Source organism: Acinetobacter sp. SwsAc6 (assembly GCF_013391565.1).
GTDB classification, from domain to species: Bacteria; Pseudomonadota; Gammaproteobacteria; order Pseudomonadales; family Moraxellaceae; genus Acinetobacter; species Acinetobacter cumulans.
The window spans coordinates 25,256-46,518 of sequence record NZ_JACAXE010000009.1 but is presented as its reverse complement, the minus strand read 5'-3'; the positions used below and the strand labels follow the sequence as shown (position 1 = coordinate 46,518).

Genomic DNA, 21,263 nt, shown 5'->3' with positions numbered 1-21,263 from the left:
ATCACTTAGCCACCTTCTGCTTTAGCATGTTGCATTGCAGCCATTTGAATCTGCCCTTAAAACGCGAAACAACATTCGGCTTCTGCCTAAAATTGTCTATAATGCTGTGCTTTTCTGTTCCATTGAGTTTGCCATGTCTTCAAATCACTATGATGTTTTAGTTTTAGGTGCAGGTGCATCGGGTTTAATGACAGCATATATGGCAGCTCAACGTGGCCGTAAAGTGGTGGTGGTCGAAAAAGCCAATAAAGTCGGCAAAAAAATTCTCATGTCGGGCGGTGGTAAATGTAACTTTACCAACCTGTATGTCGAGCCTGAAAACTTTATTTCACACAATCCACATTTTGTGATTTCTGCTTTAACGCGTTATACCAATTGGGACTTCATTGGCATGGTATGCGAATACGGCATCGAATATGAAGAGCGCAAACATGGTCAGCTTTTTACCTTAAATGGCGCTAAAGAAATTTTGGCAATGCTATTGGCAGAATGCGAAAAAACAGGCTTGGTCGACATTAAAACCAACTGTGAAGTAAAAGCAGTCAACGCTTTAGAATCACAGGGCTTCCAAGTTGCAACTTCACTGGGCTACTTTGAAGTCGAATCTGTGGTGGTGGCCTCTGGTGGTTTGTCTATTCCTACCCTCGGCGGTTCAGGTATTGGTTATGATATTGCCAAGCAATTTGGTCATCATGTTTATCCTACACGCGCAGGCTTGGTTCCGTTTATGTTTTCGGACAGCTTTAAAGAAGTCACCACACGCTTAAGTGGTAATGCCGTTGAAGCAACGTTGTCTAACGATTTAAATAGCTTCACAGAAGCACTGCTCTTTACCCATCGCGGTTTGAGTGGACCAAGCTCGCTACAACTGTCAAATTATTGGGATGCAGGTCAAAGCTTAAAAATCAATTTTTTACCTAGCCTAGATTTACTTGATTTTTTAAAGTCGAAAAAGCAAAACCAAGCCAAAGTTCTACTGCGTACTTTATTGGTTGAGCATTTACCTAAAAGCGTGGTGACTGAATTACAAAACTTGATTTGGTTAGAACAAGCCGACACGGCAATTGGCAATATCAGTGATGATAAGCTGGAACAAATCGCACAGCGCTTATCTGCATTTGAGGTAAAACCATCAGGAACTGAGGGCTACCGCACTGCAGAGGTAACACTAGGTGGTGTAGATACCACTGAAGTTTCATCCAAAACCATGGAAAGTAAAAAACAAAAAGGTCTGTATTTTGTTGGTGAAATTTTAGATGTTACTGGTCACTTGGGTGGCTTTAATTTCCAATGGGCATGGTCATCAGCACATGCAGCCTCAGAGTATGTTTAATGCTCAGCTCATTTCAAGCTTAGAATAAAAAAGAGGCTGTTGATATCAACAGCCTCTTTTTATATATGCATTTTAAATATTGCGAGTACTTATTCTAAGTAATCCGTTTTAAACAATTGTACATGTTGACTGTTGTCCATACGATCAATCGTACGATCCATTTTAGCCACAGCATGTTGAATATGACTTGGTGTTGCAACTGTGTTTGACGTGATGAAATTGAATACTTTATGCATCATTTGGAATACCCCCATTATTTTAACTCCGTTTATATAATTGAAAGCATAATTCATGCCTGTTTCAATCCGATGAAAACGACGGCGTCTCTTTTATTATTTATGCTTCAATGTATTCACTAAAATATCAAAATAAGATTAAATTTCAATCATTATTTTTTACTTCTTGTTCATTTTCAACTTGTTCTGTCACTGGTTGCTGTTTTTCTTTGCGCTTTTTTTGTGCAAATATAAATTGATATGCACTAGCAAGAAACCCAATAGTAATGCCAGCAATCACAATAGGCGCAAAAAATTTATTCGGGGCTTTCTTAGACATTCTTTTTACCTTTTTTCGTATATAGATTTAACTTGAGTTCATGAAAATAACCACTCTAAAGTGGTTATTTTCAGTCTGTTTGTACAGATTATTTTAGGTCATTCTGGTGTATCCGTTGGAGGTGGCGTAATAATTGGCTTTTGTGGTGCGACTAATTGCGCTTTCACATCCGTCGGCTTTTCAGCTTCTTTTTTCGCTTTATCTAACAAATCAGACAATAAGCACTCTGCAGGTTGACGTCCACCTAAACCAAAGGCCAAAGCAAATGCAACGGCAACGGCGCCTAATGTTAGGCCAAAAGCCAAATTCACAATCGAATCTGCAATGCCCATCGCACGTAGACCCATCGCGACAACCAAGCCCATAATCAATACACGGACTAGATTAGCTAACCAACGCGAACTATTGTACTCCCCACGTTGTACGACATTTGCCACAACATTTGCCAGCCAAAAACCAATCACTAAGATTACAGCACCGAGCAAGATATTGGCACCAAAGTGAATAAACATGGCAATTAAGTCACTAATTTGTGCAAAGCCCAAACGGTTAGCCGCTTCGGATACTGCAAACAGCATGGTAAAGAATACAATCAGATAACCCACAATATCAGACAGTTTCGTGCTTCCTAAAAAGCGCTGTAAGTCCACTTTTGCTGGTACGTTATCTACACCTGTACCCGCTAGAACTTCAGAAACTAAACGTGCCACCAAACGTGATACGACATAAGCCAAAATTAAAATTAGGCCTGCGGCAATAATATTGGGAATGGCATACATCACTTCGTGCAACATTGCAGTCGCTGGTTGCGAAATCGCATCAATGCCTAAAGCTTCAAATGCCACAATTAATGCAGTGAAGATAATAATGGCAAATACAAATGAGCCCAGTAACCGTGCAACATTGCCATTTTTAAACAAGCCCAGTTTTTCAGCTTGTTGTTGTATGCTCAAACTGCTGACCAGACCTTCGACAATTCCACGCACAATTTTTGCCAAGATGTAACCTACGAAGATAATCACGCCGGCAATAAACAGATTTGGCAAATATGAAACGGCTTCATTCACCATATTTTGTACAGGATACAGCAAGCCATTCAGACCTAAAATCGACAGCACAATCGGTAAAAATAGCAATAAAATCAGCCAATATACGATATTACTGATATTTTCACTCAGTGGGCTCACACCAACATCGGAGCTGAGTTTTTCATCTAGTTGTGTTTTATCTAATAGTTTTTGGGAACCGACTTTGACCAAATTGGCCACAATCCAGCCAATAAATCCAACAGCCAATGCCGCTAAAAGCTGAGGAACAAAAAGCAGGAACTGCTGAATCATATTACTAAATGGACCACTAATACTGTTCAAATTCAGCACATTTAATGCGCCAATGACAGCAATTACCAAGATAATCCAAAATACAATCCGAGACACAATACTTTCGATATTTGAGCGATGACCTGTTGCATTGGACAATTTGTCATTGGTGCCAATTTTTTGCAAAAGCTTTTTAATTGCCCCTGCAACCAATAAAGCAACAATCCAACCAATTAATAAAATAGCCACTGCACTTAAAATTGGATGGAACTGATCCCAGTAATACATTGCATCGAACTGCCCATTTGGGCGATTAAGATATTGATTCATTTTGTTTGGCCCTCTTTATTGCTAAAAATCATGTCGTAACACGCTTTAATACTTGTTGTACGAGGTCTTTATATCTGTGACACAGTTATCTTTTTATATAACCTTTAAACATTAAGATTTGTTCACTTTCTAAACAATAGTTAAATGCATAACTACAACAAAAGAGCACAGAGCATTGCAAAAGACCCAGCACATGGGCTGGGTCTTGGATTTAAAAATTATGTATATTAGAGACTTAAATCATATACTCATAACATGAGTGATCAGGTTTTATTGAAGTAGATCACGTTGTAATCCACCTTAAACACAGATGCTCAACTTCACTGTAGAAACCTGTACTTTTGATTGCTTCTCGCCTAATTCAAGTAATAAAGCTTAAGCAAAGTGAATCAAATGGTTTATTTAATATTTAATTTCAACATTTTAAATGTTGAAAACATACTGAAGATCTAAAGCTTTTTAGCTAGGGTTTCATCCCAGCAAACATATACAATAATAAAGCAAGTAAGAAAAATCCCACTAACATCAAAATATAGACAGGCAATTTTTCTTTATGTTGTATGTCTGCTCGACTCAAACTAAAAGGTGGTTTTTAAAATCATGCATCATAATCTTTACACCTTGTGTCCTTTGACTCTTTTATTTTAACAAGCCAAACACTACACACTGTATAAATGCATTAACATCTAGTGAAAACCTGTAAAGCATAAATGTATCCGTCGAGCACAGTCAAATGTACTCAAGGTGATACTTTATCTGAACATTAAAATAAGCGTTTAGGGCGTGTTGTATCTTGTGTATCTATGGTCATTTCATGTTCATCTTTTAAGTGCACACCCGATAAGCCCAGTTGTTTAGATTTGTTCATCAGCCCCAATAAGCGCTGTATGGCAAGCTGTGTAGATAAACCTGCAGGGCGCACATTAGAAATACAATTACGCATCGCATCATGACAGCCACGCCGTGCTTGCCAAGTATAGTAAATCCCCATGCTGTCAGGTGAACTCAACCCTGGCCGTTCTCCAATTAACATGACCAACATATCTGCTTGTAAAATTTCGGCAATTTCATCGCCCAATGCAACACGACTGCCAGTCGCAATGACAAAAGGTGCTACACGCCATTGCGCCTGCTGACAACTTGCATAAAACTGCTGCATAAAATACGGCGCGTTATCTTCTATGGCTCGTGCAGACAGACCATCTCCCGCCACAATCACCACATCATAAGTATTGGGGTTTGACTGCGCATAATCTTTGAGTAACTGACGTGAAGCCTCTGAGAGTTCCCGCCCTAAATCAGGCCGTTTTAGGTAAATATCTTTATCCTGTGCGCAGCTTTCAACTTGCAAAACCTCAGTATTCACCTCAATGAGTTGTGAGCGTATCCCCTCTATATCTAAAGCCTTTAACACAGCATCTTTCGCTTGGGCATGTGCCAACTGAAACTCTAGAGCTGGTTGGGTGGGTAAACTCCCTCCCACACGTCCTAATGCAATACGTGCATCAGTAAACTGTTTTAGGCGTTCCCACGCGTTGGCCTCAACACATGTTTGAAACTGAAGATCTGCTGATAATTTCATTGACTTCTGCTCCCTATGAAGACCTTAAAAGTCGTGCAAATTGATCTGGCATTTGGCTTGGCCAATGCAATTGCTGTGCTTGTTGCTTCAATATACCTTGTTGCTCTAACCAGACTGCAAATTCTGGTGCGGGCTCTAAGCCCAACAGCTGTCGAATGTATAAAGCATCATGAAATGACGTGGTTTGATAATTCAGCATTACATCATCTGAACCAGGAATACCCATCATAAAATTAAGGCCTGCGTTGGCCAGTAAAGTCAGCAACACATCCATATCATCTTGATCAGCATCGGCATGGTTGGTGTAACAAATATCACAGCCCATCGGCACACCCAGTAATTTTCCACAAAAATGGTCTTCTAAGCCTGCACGTATAATCTGTTTACCATTGTACAAATACTCAGGCCCTATAAAGCCCACCACAGTATTAACCAAAAAGGGTTTGTACTTTCTTGCCACGGCATAAGCACGGGCTTCTAAAGTTTGTTGATCCACCCCAAAATGGCTGTTGCTTGATAAGGCACTGCCTTGCCCTGTTTCAAAATACATTACGTTCTGCCCAACGGTGCCACGTTTCAGGCTCAGTGCCGCTTCATAACCCTCTTGTAACATGGCAAGATCAATACCAAAGCCTGTGTTGGCACTTTGCGTTCCTGCAATGGACTGAAACATTAAATCCACTGGTACATTTTGGTTAGCCAGCTGTATGCCCGAGCTCACATGCGTGAGTACGCAAGACTGGGTCGGAATGTCATATTCTTGGATAATATAATCCATCAGCTTGAGTAGCTCTGACAGGTTCTGCACATTATCTGTTGCTGGGTTAATGCCAATAACGGCATCGCCATTGCCATACATCAGTCCATCTAAAATACTGGCAGAAATCCCCAATACATCATCTGTGGGGTGATTGGGTTGTAAGCGCGTCGATAAATGTCCCTCTAAACCAATCGTATTACGAAATTTTGTGATCACTCGGCATTTTTTAGCGACCAAAATAAGATCTTGATTACGCATGATCTTACTGACCGCTGCCACCATCTCAGGAGTCAGCCCGAATTGTAGCCCCTGTAGTTTTTCAGTCGTGGCATCTGCACTTAATAGCCAATCGCGAAAATCCCCTACGGTAAAATGTGAAATAGGATAAAACGCGACAGCATCATGCTCATCCATAATTAAACGTGTCACTTCATCACGGTCATAATCGACCAACGCCTCATTTAAAAACTGCTTTAATGGCACATCTGCTAAACACATTTGTGCAGCCACTCGCTCTGTGGCATCCACTGCAGCTATACCCGCCAACTGATCGCCCGAACGTTCTGGCGTCGCCTTAGCCATTAAGGTTTTTAAATCAGCAAAAACATAATGATGATGTGCCACATTCATTTGGTAGAGCATGTTTCCCTCCTAATTACCTTTATCGCTATTTCAGCTCTTGTTCTGCTTGTTGAATATTTGCGAACTCTTCTTCAGGTGTACCTGCAACCAAGTGATGACGGCTATACAGCAAGAAATACAAGATAAATAATACGTAAATGGCAGCCGCCATCAACCAAACTTTAGGGTCTACGACGAAACCAGCCACTACAGCAATAGCCGCCAACACCAAGGCAATACTTGCAGTCACCACACCGCCAGGTGCTTTATAAGGGCGCACCAAGTCAGCTTTTGAAGTTTTTAATTTAATATAAGACAGCATCATCAGCACATAAGAAATGGTTGCACCAAACACAGCCATCAAGATAAGTAAATCACCTTCACCTGACAATGACATACAAAAACCAATCACCCCCGGCACTATAATTGCCCAATGGGGTGCATGGTTTTTATTGGTCAAAGACAATTTTTTAGGGAGATAACCTGCACGAGACAAGGCAAAGATCTGACGTGAATAAGCGTAGATAATTGAGAAGAAACTTGCGATTAAACCCGCCAAGCCCACAAAGTTAACAAAACCTGCCAACCAAGTATTGGCGCCATACACTGCTTTTAATGCATCGACCAACGGTGCGCCAGAGGCTTTTAATGCATCAGCACCGGCGGCACCAGGCCCTAAAAATAAAATACTAAGTGCAAAAAAAGCCAAAATCAGCATTGAGCCAATTAAGCCTCGAGGCAATGATTTTTCAGGCTCTTTGGCTTCTTCTGCTGCCAATGGCACACCTTCAACAGCCAAAAAGAACCAAATGGCATAAGGTACTGCTGCCCAAATCCCTAAATAGCCTAGTGGCAAGAAAGCACTTGCACCTGTAGCCTCTGTATGTACAGCAATATCAAATAAATTCGCGCTGTTAAATGCTGGCAACATAGCGAAAATAAATACCATAAGTGCGACAGCAGCCACTGCTGTAATCACAAACATGATCTTAAGTGCCTCACCCGCGCCCTTTAAATGAATCCCCATAAACAGTAGATAACAGACCAAATAAATAATCCAACCACCAATACCAAATAAGGATTCGCAATAAGCACCAATAAAGCAGGCAATAGCTGCTGGTGCGATTGCGTATTCAATCAGAATCGCAGTGCCCGTAAGATAGCCCCCCATCGGGCCAAATGCAGTTCGGGCAAAACTATAACCACCACCTGCAGTTGGAAGCATGGTCGACATTTCCGACATACATAAGCACATGCACAAATACATCAGCGCAACCACAACTGTGGCTATAAACATGCCACCCCAGCCACCTTGAGCAAGGCCGAAGTTCCATCCTGCAAAATCACCTGAAATGACGTAGGCCACCCCTAAGCCAACTAAAAGCAACCAGCCCACAGCCCCTTTTTTGAGTTGTCGTTGTGCAAAATAATCGGCTGTTTCTGCATGTGCTGTCGATGGTGCAACAGCAGATTTTAATTCAGACATAGGCACCTCTGATCTTATGTTTATTTTTCACTCAGTGATAAGCACAAGCTATACCAATTTTGAATTTTTAGTCAAATTTGCCATGTTCCAATTTGTTATCTTATTCAAATTTATTGATTTTTAAGTATTTGAGTACGCCCATCTGGCCATCAGGGAAAGTCTGCATTTCCAAAAGGAAATGAGCTATAATTATGCACTTCATTTTTTATGCACTGATTATTTATGGCGTATAGTCAACAAAGTGTAACGCTTGATCTTGACACTGACGTCACTCATCACTGTACATTACACTACACCCGTGATCAGCATCTGATTGGGATCATGGAATTTAATAAACCGAGCTTTCTGCTGAAATGGGGCGATTTAGAATATTTTCGTCGTCGTACAGAAGAGTTCTCGGTGATGCCTTTTCCGGAATGCATCAATGCAATGGTGATTGATATTCGCAATGTCTCTGCCTTCTTAGACAACGAGGTGCCGATCATTCCTTGGCGTTTATTAGAAGAAGAATGCCCCGTTCGCTTGGTTGTACCGCAAGACCGCTTAGACCATTATGCAGGTTTCTTTGAACCAACTTGGCTAACCACTGATGTGGAAACAGCTATTCAAGAAATTCGCGAATTTATGGATATGTTTGTGCATTAATACCTTGGCCATTTGAGCCTGTATTACATGTCTATAGCTCTTGATTCAAAATCAAAAACGGCGCTCAAAGCGCCGTTTTTATATGTATCATCATGATTAACGTTTTTTCAATTCATCACGAATTTCACGCAACAATTCAATATCTTCTGGTGTTGCTGCTGGAGCTGGCTCTTCCACTTTTTGACGACGAACTTTGTTCATTAATTTCACTAACCAGAACACAACCCATGCAAGCAATAGGAAGTTAATCAAAATGGTGAGGAAGTTACCATAAGCTAAAACATTTAAGCCTGCATCTTGCGCTGCTTTTAAAGTTGTCAGGTTATTTGGATTATCACCCAGTACAACGAACCAGTTTGAATAATCCACGTCACCACCGAGGATCCATGAAATCAATGGCATCACAATGTCTTTTACCATGGAATCGATAATTTTACCGAAAGCACCACCGATAATGACACCAACAGCCAAGTCCATTACATTGCCTTTGACAGCAAACTCTTTAAATTCTTGAATAATACTCATGTCATCTCCAGAAATTTTTCACTTTAATTATGTGATGAAGTATACATTAATTTATGTATTTCGATTTCCGCCTAATTTACTTAGTTTTTGTTCATTTCTAAATGCCAAGTATAAAAATACACACAATCTTTTTGACCTTATGTGCTATTCGAGCAACTGATCTGGCGCACTTTTATTTTAAATCAGCTTCAAACAAAAGTTAAACGACATCTTTGTACATAAAAAAACCGCTGATTTGCATCAGCGGTTTTTTATCCGAAGATAAGAATAACTTATTTGTTACGCTTACGTTCGTTTTCAGTCAACCAGCGCTTACGGATACGGATTGACTTAGGTGTTACTTCAACTAGCTCGTCATCTTCAATGAACTCAAGCGCTTGTTCAAGTGTGTATTCAACTGCAGGAACAAGTGTCAACGCATCGTCAGTACCAGAAGCACGTACGTTTGTTAACTGTTTCGCTTTAGTTGGGTTAACAACCATGTCGTCAGAACGTGAGTTAATACCCACGATCATGCCTTCGTATACTTCAAGCTGTGGTTTAGCAAATAGACGACCACGGTCTTGTAAGCTGAACAATGCATAGCCAAGGCAAGTACCTTGAACCATAGAAATAAGTACACCGTTTTGACGCTTCGCAACAGTACCTTGTTTCATTGGACCGTAGTGAGAGAAGCTAGACGTCATGATCCCTGTACCAGAAGTCATCGTCAGGAATTCAGAACGGAAACCGATTAAGCCACGTGAAGGAACAGTTGCTTCAATACGGATACGGCCTTTACCGTCAACTTCCATATTAGTCATTTCGCCTTTACGGTGACCCATTTGTTCCATTACAGCGCCTTGGTGTTGCTCTTCAACGTCAAACGTTACGTTTTCGTAAGGTTCTTGTTTTTCACCGTCGATTTCTTTCAAGATTACTTGTGGACGAGATACGCCCATTTCGAAACCTTCACGGCGCATGTTTTCAATCAGAACTGAAAGGTGAAGTTCACCACGGCCAGACACTTTGAAACGGTCAGGACTGTCTGTATCTTCAACACGTAATGCTACGTTGTGGATCAATTCGCGGTCTAGACGTTCACGGATGTTACGTGAAGTAACGAATTTACCTTCTTTACCAGCAAAAGGTGAATTGTTTACTTGGAATGTCATAGATACTGTAGGTTCGTCTACAGAAAGTGGCGGTAAAGCTTCAACATTTTTCGGATCACAGATTGTGTCAGAAATATGAAGCTCTTCCATACCTGTTACACACACGATATCACCAGCAGAAGCTGATTCAACGTCGATACGTTCTAAACCGTGGTAACCCATGATTTTTAAGATACGACCATTACGTGTTTTACCGTCTTTGTCGATTACAGTAACAGGTGTATTTAACTTAACAGAACCACGTTGGATACGACCAACACCGATAACACCTACGAAGCTGTTATAGTCAAGTGAAGACACTTGCATTTGGAATGGACCATCAACGTCTACTGCTGGCGGCTCAACGATGTCTACGATTGTTTCGAACAATGGAGTCATGTCTTCAGCAAGTTCTTCTGGAGAAGGACCCGCTACACCGCGAAGGCCTGAAGCGTAAACAACTGGGAAGTCTAGCTGTTCATCAGTACCGCCAAGGTTGTCGAACAAATCAAATACTTGATCAATTACCCAGTCAGGACGCGCATTTGGCTTGTCAACTTTGTTGATAATTACGATTGGCTTTAAACCGCGTGCGAACGCTTTTTGCGTTACGAAACGAGTTTGTGGCATTGGGCCTTCTTGAGAATCAACAAGAAGAAGTACGCAGTCAACCATCGACATTACACGTTCAACTTCACCACCGAAGTCGGCGTGTCCCGGGGTGTCCACGATGTTAATACGGTATTCAGTATCAGTACGTTTGTCTAACCATTTGATTGCAGTGTTTTTTGCAAGAATGGTAATACCACGTTCAGACTCAATAGCGCCAGAATCCATTACACGTTCGATCTCGCCTGCGCGATCGCCAAGAGCACCTGATTGCTGTAAAAGTTTGTCTACAAGAGTCGTTTTACCATGGTCGACGTGCGCGATGATGGCAATGTTACGGAGAGTTTTAATATCTGACATGTGTATTCGATACGCCTAAAGTTTGAGGGCAAATTATACAGAAAAAATATAGATTTTAGTAGTGACAGTTTATTGACATGATCAATTTTTTTCGCCATACGGCCCCTTTTAATTTTGTAAAGGGATGTAAACAGATTAGAATAGCGCCACCTAGCCTTAATTTGCTGTACCTTATGTCTGATTTGAACCAATCTCCTGACCCTAAAGATCAACTCGATTTAGTCTATGGACTCGAAGATCGACCGAAACCATTCGTCGCTTTTTTAGCAGCCTTCCAACATTTATTGGCCATTATTGTCCCTATCGTGACGCCTGGCCTGTTAATTTGTTTGGCTTTAGGTGTCTCTAAAGAAGACACGAATATGATTTTATCGATGTCTCTAGTCATTTCAGGCATCGCAACTTTCCTACAATGTAAAAAAGTTGGCCCTTTTGGTGCTGGTCTTTTAATTGTTCAAGGTACAAGCTTTAACTTTATTGGCCCAATTATTGGTATTGGTTCAGCAATGGTGGCTGCGGGCACGCCTGTAGAAGCAGTGATGGCTTCTATTTTTGGTGTGGTGATTGCAGGTGCATTCATTGAAATGGGCGTATCACAAATTTTACCGTGGATTAAAAAACTAATCACGCCACTGGTTACAGGTATTGTGGTTTTGCTTATTGGCTTGACCTTAATCAAAGAAGGTTTAATTTCAATGGGTGGTGGTTATCAAGCCATGGGCGATAAAACCTTTGCCAATGCAGATAATCTCATCATGTCATGCACGGTATTGGCTTTAATTATTTTACTCAACCGTGTACGTATTACATGGGTAAAAAGCTCAGCGATTTTAATCGCACTTCTGGTGGGTTACATCCTTGCAGGCTTTATGGGGCACTTAAACTTTGATGGTTTAAAAGATGCACCACTGGTACAAATTCCAACACCAATGCACTTTGGCTTAAGCTTCTCTTGGAGCTTATTTATTCCAATGGCATTTATTTACCTTGTAACTTCGTTAGAAGCCATTGGTGATATTACCGCAACTTCAAAATTATCAAACCAACCTGTAAATGGCCCACAGTGGATGCAGCGCATTAAAGGCGGTGTCCTCGTTAACGGTGCTAACTCATTCCTTGCAGGTATTTTCAACACTTTCCCAAGCTCTGTGTTTGCGCAAAATAATGGTGTCATTCAATTGACAGGTGTTGCAAGTCGCTATGTAGGTATTTGGATTGCTGCTTTATTGGTGATTTTAGGCCTACTTCCTGCTGTTGCAGGCGTAATCCAAGCTGTCCCACAGGCCGTACTCGGTGGTGCAGTTATGGTGATGTTTGGTGCTGTTGCTGCTTCAGGGATTAATATCCTCTCTGGGATTCAGTTAGATCGTCGTGCATTATTAATCATCGCGATTTCTTTAGCGCTCGGCTTAGGTGTTGCTCAAGTACCACAAATTCTTGAACACTTGCCTGAACTCATTCGCAACATTTTTAGTTCTGGTGTTGCAACTGGCGGTATTGCTGCCCTTGTATTGAATATTATTCTTCCTGAAGTGAAGAAATAATTCATTTTGCTCAAGCACCGTCAAGCGTTATCCCTTGGCGGTGCTTTTGTTATGGAGAAATAAAATGGTTCCTCAAAGTGAAGTTGTAATTCGTCAGGAAGCGTTTCTTGATGGTCGCGTATTGTTCGTAAATGCACCAACAGATGACTTGCTCAGTAATTTAGCTTCAAACATCAATGCCAGTGTTTGGACTTGGAATTTTAACGATTTTCAATATTTTCAAGCCCGTCAAGCAACTGTACATTTTGGTGTTGAACTCCCTCAAGGCGCGTTTGATCAAGCCATCGTTTTTGTTCCTAAATCTAAAGAATTACTCAATTATATTCTGCATAACCTTGCGAGTCGTTTAAGCCTAGGTGCTTCGATCTTCTTAGTGGGTGAGAAAAAAGGTGGCGTTGAACGTGCATCTAAACAGCTTCTTCCTTATGGTAAAACCCTTAAGCTAGACAGCGCACGCCATTGCCAAATGTGGCAAACGGTACTAGAAAAAAATACCACTGCCAAAGCATTGGAAGATTGGGCACAACGCTATACCGTACCAACACCACAAGGCGATTTAAACATTTGTGCATTACCCGGTGTATTTAGTCAAAATCGTTTAGATGTGGGTACAGCAGTATTCTTACCTTACCTATCTAAAGTAAGCTCTGGCAAAATTGCAGACTTCGGCTGTGGCGCAGGTGTAATTAGCGCTTATTTGGCCAAATTAAATCCAAAAAATCGTATCTTTGCGATGGATGTCGACGCCTTTGCTCTTGCTTCGACTAAAATGACTTTTGAAGAAAATTCTCTTGTTCCAGAACAACTTGAGATCAAGGCGGTTAGTGGCATAGAAGATGCACCACTGTTTTTACACGCAATCGTCAGTAATCCACCCTTTCATCAAGGGATTCAAACCGACTACAATGCCAGTGAAAATTTATGCAAAACTGCACGACGTCATCTCAAGTCGGATGGCGAACTGTGGATTGTTGCCAACCGTTTTTTAAATTATCCCGTTTTAATTGAACAAAGTTTTGGTCAGTGTATTACCAAGGCTGATCAACAAGGCTTTAAAGTGCTCTTCGCTAGCACTCAAAAAAAATCTTAAGGAATAACGATGAGCGAAACGAATCAACAGGCGCAACTCAAGCGTAAGCTTGGCGCCCGCCATCTAAATATGATTGCCATTGGTGGCTCTATTGGTACAGGTTTATTCCTTGCTTCTGGTGCAACCATTGCGAATGCTGGTCCAGGTGGTGCACTACTGGCCTATTGCTTAATTGGGGTAATGATTTATTTCCTCATGACCAGCTTAGGTGAGCTTGCAACACATAACCCAACTTCAGGTGCTTTCTTCACATACGGCACCAAGTATGTAGAAAGTGGTTTCGGCTTTGCTTTGGGCTGGAACTACTGGTACAACTGGGCAATTACCGTTGCATTCGAACTCGTTGCAGTTCAATTCATTATGAAATTTTGGTTCCCAGATATACCAGGATTTTATTGGAGTGCGCTCTTCCTAGCGATCGTCTTCGGTATTAATGCCCTTACAGTCAAAGGTTTTGGTGAGTCTGAGTTTTTCTTCTCCTTAATTAAAGTGCTAGCGATTGTTGTGTTTATCATCATTGGTATTTTCATGATTGGTAAAATCATGTTAACCCCTGGTGTAGAAACATTTGCCAACTGGACTAAAGGTGAAGCACCGTTTGTGGGTGGTTTGTCTGCCCTTATTGGTGTTGCCATGATTGCCGGATTCTCCTTCCAAGGTACAGAAATGGTCGGAGTTGCAGCAGGTGAATCTAAAGATCCAAAGAAAACAATTCCAGTAGCAATCAAGCAAATTTTCTGGCGTATCTTATTGTTTTATGTGGTGTGTATTTTCATTATTGGCACGCTCGTTTCATACGATGACCCACTGCTTTTACAAGCAGCATCTAGTGAAAATATTGCACTTTCACCATTTACGTTGTTGTATGAAAAAGCAGGCTTTGCATTCGCAGCCTCTGTAATGAATGCTGTGATTTTAACTGCAATCTTATCTGCAGGTAACTCTGGCATGTATTCATCAACACGTATGCTGTTTGATATGGCAAAAAATGGCAGTGCGCCAAAAGCCTTCTCAAAATTGGACCGCCGTGGTGTACCAATGAATGCGCTTTATGCAACCACTGCAATTGCTGCTCTATGCTTCTTGACCACATTTATTGGTGAGCAAGCTGTATTCAACTGGCTTTTAAATATGTCTGGTATGTGTGGCTTTATTGTCTGGTTAGGCATTGCGATTTCACACTACCGCTTCCGCAAAGGGTACGTACACCAAGGCTATAAGCTTGAAGATCTGGCTTACCGCGCAAAATTCTTCCCGTTTGCACCATGGTTTGCTTTCATTTTGTGTGCAATTGTCGTTCTCGGTCAAAACTACCAAGCAGTACTTGACGGTGACATCTTAGCAGTCATTTCAACGTATATTGGTATTTTCTTATTCTTAGCAATTTGGCTGGGCTATAAGTGGAAATACAAAGCAAAAATTGTTTCATATCAAGACATGGATGTACGTCCAATGAATGTTGATAAAGACGCCTAAAAGTTAACCCCAAAAAAAGCTACACTCCGGTGTAGCTTTTTTTATTTGTAATCACAATCAAAAAGAAAACTGCGATCCCTACTTATTAAGTATTCCGACACCAAAATCAGTACATTCATGGTTTCGCCAATATACAAGCAACTTAACTCAATTTAATATCAGCTAATTTTGAACCATCAATCACAATCGCCTGACGACAAATTCCTTCTGCTTTACGTCTTTTTTCAAAAGTTCGTGCAGATAAAGTCGTAAAATTATCAAAAAAACAAATTTCACGGCTATTCATTGAATACACCAAAGAATGGTGTCCCACCCCTTCAACAGTATCGTAATACACAATTACAAAGTAACCCTGATCGATCTTTTCTTTAATTTGCTCATAGCTTAAAGCAGCTTGAATTGGAATATTGAGTTGCTTGGCTTCTTGATAGTATTCAATTTCTTTAGGCTGCTTATCTGGATCTGGTGCCGTATGAAAACTGGTTTTACAACCTAACTTTTGCAATGCCAATGCTAAACCGATACTAAATGCCCCTTCGCCATCATAGCCAGTAATTTTAACCAACCGCTGTATGTCTGCCTGTATCCCATAGTGCTGTAGCACCATCCACACAGCATAAACTCCACTATTAGATTTTAGCTTTAATAAAGCCTCTGGTATCTTCAAGCCCATAACAACTCGCAGTCAATTGATTTCTTTATCTTCATACAGGCTTATTCTAACAAACTCAGCAAAATTCGCCCCCATAAAAAAAGCAGCCTTTCGGCTGCTTTTTTTTAAACTCAATTCAATAAATAATTATTGAATCTTATTTAGCTACAACAGTACGGCTACCAGAAATCGTAGCGAATACGCGACGGTTCATAGCACGGCCTTCTTTAGTTTTGTTGTCAGCAATCGGTTGATCCCAAGCGAAACCTTGAGTAGACAAGCGAGCTGCATCTACGTTGTATTCGTTAACAAGTGCTGTTTTAACAGAGTTAGCACGAGCTAAAGAAAGACGTTCGTTAAGTGCACGTGGACCAGTGTTGTCTGTGTGACCTTCGATGCGAGCAGTAGCGTTTGGATACTCAGAAAGTTTCTCAGCTACTTTAGCGATTTCTGGTTTGTATTGATCTTTGATGTTTGATTTGTTTGTATCAAAGAATACACGAAGTTCCATGTTAAGGTCTTCAGTCAACTCTTGTGGAGCTGGTTGAACTGGAGCTACAGGAGCTACAGGAGCAACTTCAACTACAGGAGCAGCTGGTTTCAAGTGACCACCAAGAACTACGTTAAGACCAGCTAAAGCTGTGTAGTTCCAGAAATCTTCGTCGATGTTGTAAGTCGCACGAGCTTCTGTACGAAGAGATAGAACGTCGTTCAAGCGCCAGAAAGCACCAACACCTGCGTTACCCAAAGTACCTTCGTCTTTAAGACCAGCACCAGTGTATTTGTAGTGACCAGCACCTAATAATACGTATGGCTTAACTTTGCTATCGTAGTCTTTAGTGATCAAATCAGAAGTAGCATAGAAGTTACCGTTGATTTGAGTTTGCTTGTATTCTGCACCAGCAGCAACACCAGCACCTTCAACGTCGCCTTTAACTTGGTTGTATTCAGCTTCGAAACCTAACCATGGAGTCAATTCAACACCAAGCGCTGCACCAACGAACAAATCGTCTTGAAGTTCAGGACCAGAAGTTAAATGATCTTTACCGTTGTTGTGCTGAGTGTCTTGGAATGTGTAACCAAGCATTAATGGAGTAACAGTTACGCCTGCGTTTGCAGCTGCTAAAGGAGCAGCTACGAGCATTGCTAAAGCAATACGACTCATTTTCATGGATTTATCCTCCAGAGATAACAATTGTTGTTCAAGCCTAAAAATACCGGCATCCTGAGATAGGCTTTCTAATACCCCAGTTTTATTTTTTAAGCTATTCACGCCGAATCATACAAACACTTCAATGGTTTTCCAAGTGCTTGATTAGTCTAATCAAGTAAATTATTGACAAAATTACTTACAATTTCCGTTGTAATTCGGTAATTTTTTACTCAATTTATTCTTGTGAATCGCTTATTTTTCACTTGCTAAATATTTTAGCAGTTTTATTAAAACTTGAGTAATAAAAAATTTTGCTCAACTCAAAAATGTGTCGAAGCACATTATTAATAACATGAATTAATAAAAATAAATACCAAATACAAGGTTCAATCCAATGTTTTTTATAGTAAAAAATGGTTTCACACTATTAGAACTCATCGTGTGCGTGGCAATTATTTGTATCATTTCAAGCTATGCATTACCTGCTTTTCATCGGTATCAGGCGAAGCAAGAAATGCAACTTACAGCAAAAAAAATACAAACCTTTAGTCGTCAAGCTAAAAATTTAGCCACCATTCAAAATTCCAATATTGTGATCTGTCCGAGTGAAAATTTCACTCAATGTCAGCCAAGCAAATGGAGCGCTGGCTTTGTAATGTTTGTCGACAACAATAAAAATCGACAAATTGATAGTACCGAAAGCATTCTGCATCAGGAAAAACTCAACCTTAAATACAGCACTCTCGATTGGCGTGGCACGCTCAGCATTCCGAGCCTAACCTTTCAGGCCACAACAGGAATGCCTATTGGTTCTAACGGAAGTTTTTTTCATTGTTCACTGATCGATTTGCCTCATCAAAAAATCATCATGAGTAAAATGGGCCATGTACGGCTAGAAAATATCAACAGTTGTTAGAACTGGTGGGTCTAAAGTTCTGGCACAAAGGTCATTTTCTCCACGGCTTTTTTTTATATACTGCTGTGGGTTTAACTATTTTAATAAAACAGATTCGGAGAAAATCACAATGACTGACATCGTAATTGTTAATGGTGCACGTACCGCAATGGGTGGCTTTCAAGGAAGCTTAGCAAGTGTAACAGCACCCATTTTAGGTGCAGCTTCAATTAAAGAAGCAATTGCTCGCTCAGGCTTACAAGCAACGGACATCGAAGAAGTCATTATGGGCTGTGTGCTTCCTGCTGGCTTAAAACAAGGCCCTGCGCGTCAAGCGATGCGTTTAGCAGGTTTGCCTGATTCAACAGGCGCAGTCACCATTAATAAATTGTGTGGTTCTGGCATGAAAGCTGTGATGCAAGCAGCAGACATGATTAAAGCTGGTTCTGCACAGTTTGTAGTTGCTGGTGGTATGGAATCCATGACCAATGCACCTTATGTATTGCCTAAAGCTCGTGCTGGCTTCCGTATGGGTCATGGCGAAATCAAAGATCACATGTTCCTTGATGGTCTTGAAGATGCTGAGACTGGTCGTTTAATGGGTTCATTTGCACAAGACATGGCCAACAGCAAAGGCTATACACGTGAACAGATGGATAACTTTGCCATTCGTTCTTTAAAGCGTGCGCAAACAGCGATTACTGAAGGCTATTTTGCAGATGAAATTGTGCCTGTAACTGTGAGTACGCGTAAAGGCGATGTAGTTATTGATAAAGATGAACAACCATTCAATGCCAATATCGACAAAATTCCAACATTACGCCCTGCTTTTGCTAAAGATGGCACCATTACTGCTGCCAATGCGAGCTCTATCTCTGACGGTGCTTCAGCATTAGTTTTAACCTCTGCAGAACAAGCTGTGGCAAAGGGCTTAAACCCTTTAGCTAAAATTGTTGCGTATGCTTCAAATTCACAGCATCCATCTGAATTTACCATTGCTCCTGTGGGCGCGATTCAAAAGGTATTAAATGCTACAGGTTGGGACGCTCAAGACGTTGACCTTTGGGAAATTAATGAAGCCTTTGCTATGGTGACGATGTGCCCAATGGATGAGTTCAAACTGGATGCAGAAAAAGTGAATATTAATGGTGGTGCATGTGCACTTGGCCACCCTGTGGGTTCTACAGGCTCACGCATTATTTTAACTTTAATACATGCCCTTAAGCGTACTGGCGGTAAACGCGGTATTGCTGCGCTGTGTATTGGTGGCGGTGAAGCAACTGCTGTCGCGATTGAAGTACTTTAAGACTTTAAGGCACTCCTTTTAAAAGAATTTAGGTAGATGAATAACATCGCTTTAGTTCCTTATTAATGGATAACTTAAAGTCCTATATCAATCTTCACTCACAAAAAATCTGTATAAAATCCTCCGTCATGGGGGATTTTTTAATCCGATCTTCAAATCAAAATTTCTTATCGTCATTTTAATAAAGCTTGCATGCTAGCAATTACAATTTTGAACACAGCAATCACATTGGCTTAAGAATTTAAGCTTAATCTTAAGTGACCACAACAAAAAAAAACGCGGTGCTCACATGCAACTCAATCATTATTTAAACTTTAAAGGTAATACTGAAGCGGCATTTAATTTTTATAAGTCTGTCTTTGGTGGCGAGTTTTTATTTGTTATGCGTTATAGCGATGCGCCCACACAAGAAGGTCAATCCCCTTTATCTGAGGCAGACCGTCAAAAAATTATGCATATTTCTCTTCCGATTAATGAACATACCGTTTTAATGGCCTCAGATATTAGCGAACAATTTTGTGCTCAAACCAATAAAGCATTTACCGTAGGCACCAATCATTATATTTCGATTAATCTAGATGCCAGTGAACAAGATGAGGCAAAACGACTGTTTGATGCACTTGCCGTCAATGGCACAGTTGAAATGGCTTTGAGTCCAACATTCTGGGGGGCTTTATATGGTGCACTCACCGATCAATTTGGTATTCAATGGATGATCAATTGCCAATTAGAAACTGCGTAATTGAGGTCAGCATCTCAGCTCATTCGACACAAAAAAGCGACCCAATGAAAGGTCGCTTTTTTTTATACGGTGACCATGTCATTTTATGCAGATTGATCTAACCGAAAAGATGTCATTGTCAGTGATCTACCCACTGCTTTGGCATTAAATAAACTCAACTCGTCTTTGTCTTCTTGTAAAGCCAGTGCATAGATCATTGGATAATAATGATCAGGTGTTGGAATGGCGAGTTTAAAAGCCGTGCCTTGTTTATCCCAATCAATGAGTGCTTGGTGATTACGCGCTAACAAAAAACTCTGCATTTTCTGGTCTGCTTCGAGCGCCCAATCAAAACCATATTCATGGTTGATTTTATCAAAGGCAACTCGACCCAAGTTATGAACCAAATTACCACTCGCAACAATCAACACCCCTTTACGGCGCAGCCCCGCAAGCTGTTTTGCCAAATCATAATGATATTGTGCACCTTGGCTATAATCGATGCTCAACTGCACCACAGGAATATTGGCGTCAGGAAAAACGTGACATAACACTGCCCAAGTGCCGTGATCTAGGCCCCACTCATGGTCATGATGAATATCAATGCTTTGGATTGCATCGACAGTTGCATCGACCAAAGCTTGATTACCTGACGCAGGATATTGCATATCAAATAAAGCTTGTGGAAAGCCACCAAAATCATGAATGGTACGTGGCATTTGCATCGCAGTGACCGCTGTACCACCTTGAGTCAACCAATGCGCTGAAATACATAATATGGCCGTTGGTGGGGTTTCTAAAGTCGCCCCCACTCTATTCCATTCACGCGTGAATTCATTGTCTTGAATGGCATTCATGGGGGAACCATGCCCTAGAAACAAAACAGGCATAGGTGCAGTGTGTGGAAGTGTTGCATTCCAATTTTTGAGAAGAGATAAATCGCCTGTTTGCATGTGCATGATATTCACCTATGTGATGGATATTTTTATTATGCAAAGTTCATACATGTCCCGATAGTCTGTTTACGTCACTACAACATTGCAAAAATGGAACGCTGGGGCTAAATAAGGCAAATTGATCATATAGCGAAGTGCTGAGATTCACCCTTCCATTAGCAACATTTCTATTTGCATTTAATTTGGCAAAAAAAAGCTGAACCTCAGTCCAG

At 40.9% G+C, this 21,263-nt stretch carries 18 protein-coding genes and 1 pseudogene; 8 read left to right on the top strand and 11 right to left on the bottom strand.

Annotated elements, in window-relative coordinates:
• Positions 1 to 133 precede the first annotated feature (133 nt).
• Positions 134 to 1,333: an NAD(P)/FAD-dependent oxidoreductase gene (locus tag HYG93_RS08555; RefSeq protein WP_178962328.1), complete on the top strand. Its 1,200-nt coding sequence runs from the start codon at positions 134 to 136 to the stop codon at positions 1,331 to 1,333.
• A gap of 89 nt (positions 1,334 to 1,422) precedes the next feature.
• Here the strand turns inward: HYG93_RS08555 and HYG93_RS08550 are convergent, their stop codons facing one another.
• The 6 genes and pseudogenes from HYG93_RS08550 to eat all read right to left on the bottom strand — a co-directional run bounded on the left by HYG93_RS08550 (position 1,423) and on the right by eat (position 7,986).
• On the bottom strand, positions 1,423 to 1,572 hold the full coding sequence (locus HYG93_RS08550) for a hypothetical protein (RefSeq protein WP_171356279.1): 150 nt from the start codon (positions 1,570 to 1,572) through the stop codon (positions 1,423 to 1,425).
• Between the two features lie 142 nt (positions 1,573 to 1,714).
• Positions 1,715 to 1,888 (bottom strand): hypothetical protein, encoded by a 174-nt coding sequence (locus HYG93_RS08545; protein WP_165382494.1) that lies wholly within the window; start codon positions 1,886 to 1,888, stop codon positions 1,715 to 1,717.
• A gap of 107 nt (positions 1,889 to 1,995) precedes the next feature.
• Positions 1,996 to 3,537, bottom strand: a pseudogene (locus HYG93_RS08540) (mechanosensitive ion channel); the annotation flags it as partial.
• Between the two features lie 763 nt (positions 3,538 to 4,300).
• Positions 4,301 to 5,119 (bottom strand): ethanolamine ammonia-lyase subunit EutC, encoded by an 819-nt coding sequence (gene eutC, locus HYG93_RS08535; protein ID WP_121594515.1) that lies wholly within the window; start codon positions 5,117 to 5,119, stop codon positions 4,301 to 4,303.
• Between the two features lie 13 nt (positions 5,120 to 5,132).
• The gene (locus HYG93_RS08530) at positions 5,133 to 6,521 is read right to left on the bottom strand and encodes an ethanolamine ammonia-lyase subunit EutB (RefSeq protein WP_178962323.1); all 1,389 of its coding nucleotides are present in this window, start codon (positions 6,519 to 6,521) and stop codon (positions 5,133 to 5,135) included.
• A gap of 25 nt (positions 6,522 to 6,546) precedes the next feature.
• Positions 6,547 to 7,986 carry an ethanolamine permease gene (gene eat, locus HYG93_RS08525; RefSeq protein WP_178962321.1) on the bottom strand — a complete coding sequence of 480 codons (1,440 nt, stop codon included), beginning with the start codon at positions 7,984 to 7,986 and terminating at the stop codon, positions 6,547 to 6,549.
• 222 nt (positions 7,987 to 8,208) lie between these two features.
• Here eat and HYG93_RS08520 point away from each other — a divergent pair, with 222 nt between their 5' ends.
• Complete coding sequence (locus tag HYG93_RS08520; protein ID WP_106985950.1) at positions 8,209 to 8,631, top strand: hypothetical protein; 423 nt, start codon at positions 8,209 to 8,211, stop codon at positions 8,629 to 8,631.
• A 96-nt stretch (positions 8,632 to 8,727) separates the two neighbouring features.
• On the opposite strand, the gene mscL is transcribed toward HYG93_RS08520, so the two are convergent.
• Positions 8,728 to 9,156, bottom strand: coding sequence for a large conductance mechanosensitive channel protein MscL (mscL, locus tag HYG93_RS08515; protein WP_106985949.1), 429 nt, complete (start codon positions 9,154 to 9,156; stop codon positions 8,728 to 8,730).
• Between the two features lie 272 nt (positions 9,157 to 9,428).
• On the bottom strand, positions 9,429 to 11,258 hold the full coding sequence (typA, locus tag HYG93_RS08510; RefSeq protein ID WP_178962319.1) for a translational GTPase TypA: 1,830 nt from the start codon (positions 11,256 to 11,258) through the stop codon (positions 9,429 to 9,431).
• 173 nt (positions 11,259 to 11,431) lie between these two features.
• Here typA and HYG93_RS08505 point away from each other — a divergent pair, with 173 nt between their 5' ends.
• From HYG93_RS08505 to HYG93_RS08495, 3 genes are all read left to right on the top strand, one after another.
• Positions 11,432 to 12,802 carry a uracil-xanthine permease family protein gene (locus HYG93_RS08505; protein WP_106985947.1) on the top strand — a complete coding sequence of 457 codons (1,371 nt, stop codon included), beginning with the start codon at positions 11,432 to 11,434 and terminating at the stop codon, positions 12,800 to 12,802.
• A gap of 64 nt (positions 12,803 to 12,866) precedes the next feature.
• Positions 12,867 to 13,892 carry a methyltransferase gene (locus HYG93_RS08500; RefSeq protein WP_106985946.1) on the top strand — a complete coding sequence of 342 codons (1,026 nt, stop codon included), beginning with the start codon at positions 12,867 to 12,869 and terminating at the stop codon, positions 13,890 to 13,892.
• A gap of 9 nt (positions 13,893 to 13,901) precedes the next feature.
• Positions 13,902 to 15,368: an amino acid permease gene (locus tag HYG93_RS08495; protein WP_178962317.1), complete on the top strand. Its 1,467-nt coding sequence runs from the start codon at positions 13,902 to 13,904 to the stop codon at positions 15,366 to 15,368.
• 142 nt (positions 15,369 to 15,510) lie between these two features.
• Here the strand turns inward: HYG93_RS08495 and HYG93_RS08490 are convergent, their stop codons facing one another.
• Both HYG93_RS08490 and omp38 read right to left on the bottom strand, forming a co-directional pair.
• Entirely contained in the window at positions 15,511 to 16,041 is a 531-nt protein-coding gene (locus tag HYG93_RS08490; protein WP_106985944.1) for a cysteine peptidase family C39 domain-containing protein, read from the bottom strand.
• A gap of 136 nt (positions 16,042 to 16,177) precedes the next feature.
• Entirely contained in the window at positions 16,178 to 17,191 is a 1,014-nt protein-coding gene (gene omp38 / locus HYG93_RS08485; protein WP_106985943.1) for an outer membrane protein Omp38, read from the bottom strand.
• Positions 17,192 to 17,567: 376 nt separating this feature from the next.
• On the opposite strand from omp38, the gene HYG93_RS08480 reads away from it, so the two are divergent.
• The 3 genes from HYG93_RS08480 to HYG93_RS08470 all read left to right on the top strand — a co-directional run bounded on the left by HYG93_RS08480 (position 17,568) and on the right by HYG93_RS08470 (position 20,116).
• Positions 17,568 to 18,089, top strand: a complete 522-nt coding sequence (locus tag HYG93_RS08480; RefSeq protein ID WP_106985942.1) for a GspH/FimT family pseudopilin — start codon at positions 17,568 to 17,570, stop codon at positions 18,087 to 18,089.
• A gap of 109 nt (positions 18,090 to 18,198) precedes the next feature.
• Positions 18,199 to 19,374, top strand: coding sequence for a thiolase family protein (locus HYG93_RS08475; protein WP_106985941.1), 1,176 nt, complete (start codon positions 18,199 to 18,201; stop codon positions 19,372 to 19,374).
• A gap of 289 nt (positions 19,375 to 19,663) precedes the next feature.
• Positions 19,664 to 20,116 carry a VOC family protein gene (locus HYG93_RS08470; protein WP_120364634.1) on the top strand — a complete coding sequence of 151 codons (453 nt, stop codon included), beginning with the start codon at positions 19,664 to 19,666 and terminating at the stop codon, positions 20,114 to 20,116.
• An 83-nt stretch (positions 20,117 to 20,199) separates the two neighbouring features.
• On the opposite strand, the gene ygiD is transcribed toward HYG93_RS08470, so the two are convergent.
• Positions 20,200 to 21,054 carry a 4,5-DOPA dioxygenase extradiol gene (ygiD, locus tag HYG93_RS08465; RefSeq protein WP_178962315.1) on the bottom strand — a complete coding sequence of 285 codons (855 nt, stop codon included), beginning with the start codon at positions 21,052 to 21,054 and terminating at the stop codon, positions 20,200 to 20,202.
• Positions 21,055 to 21,263: the final 209 nt, after the last annotated feature.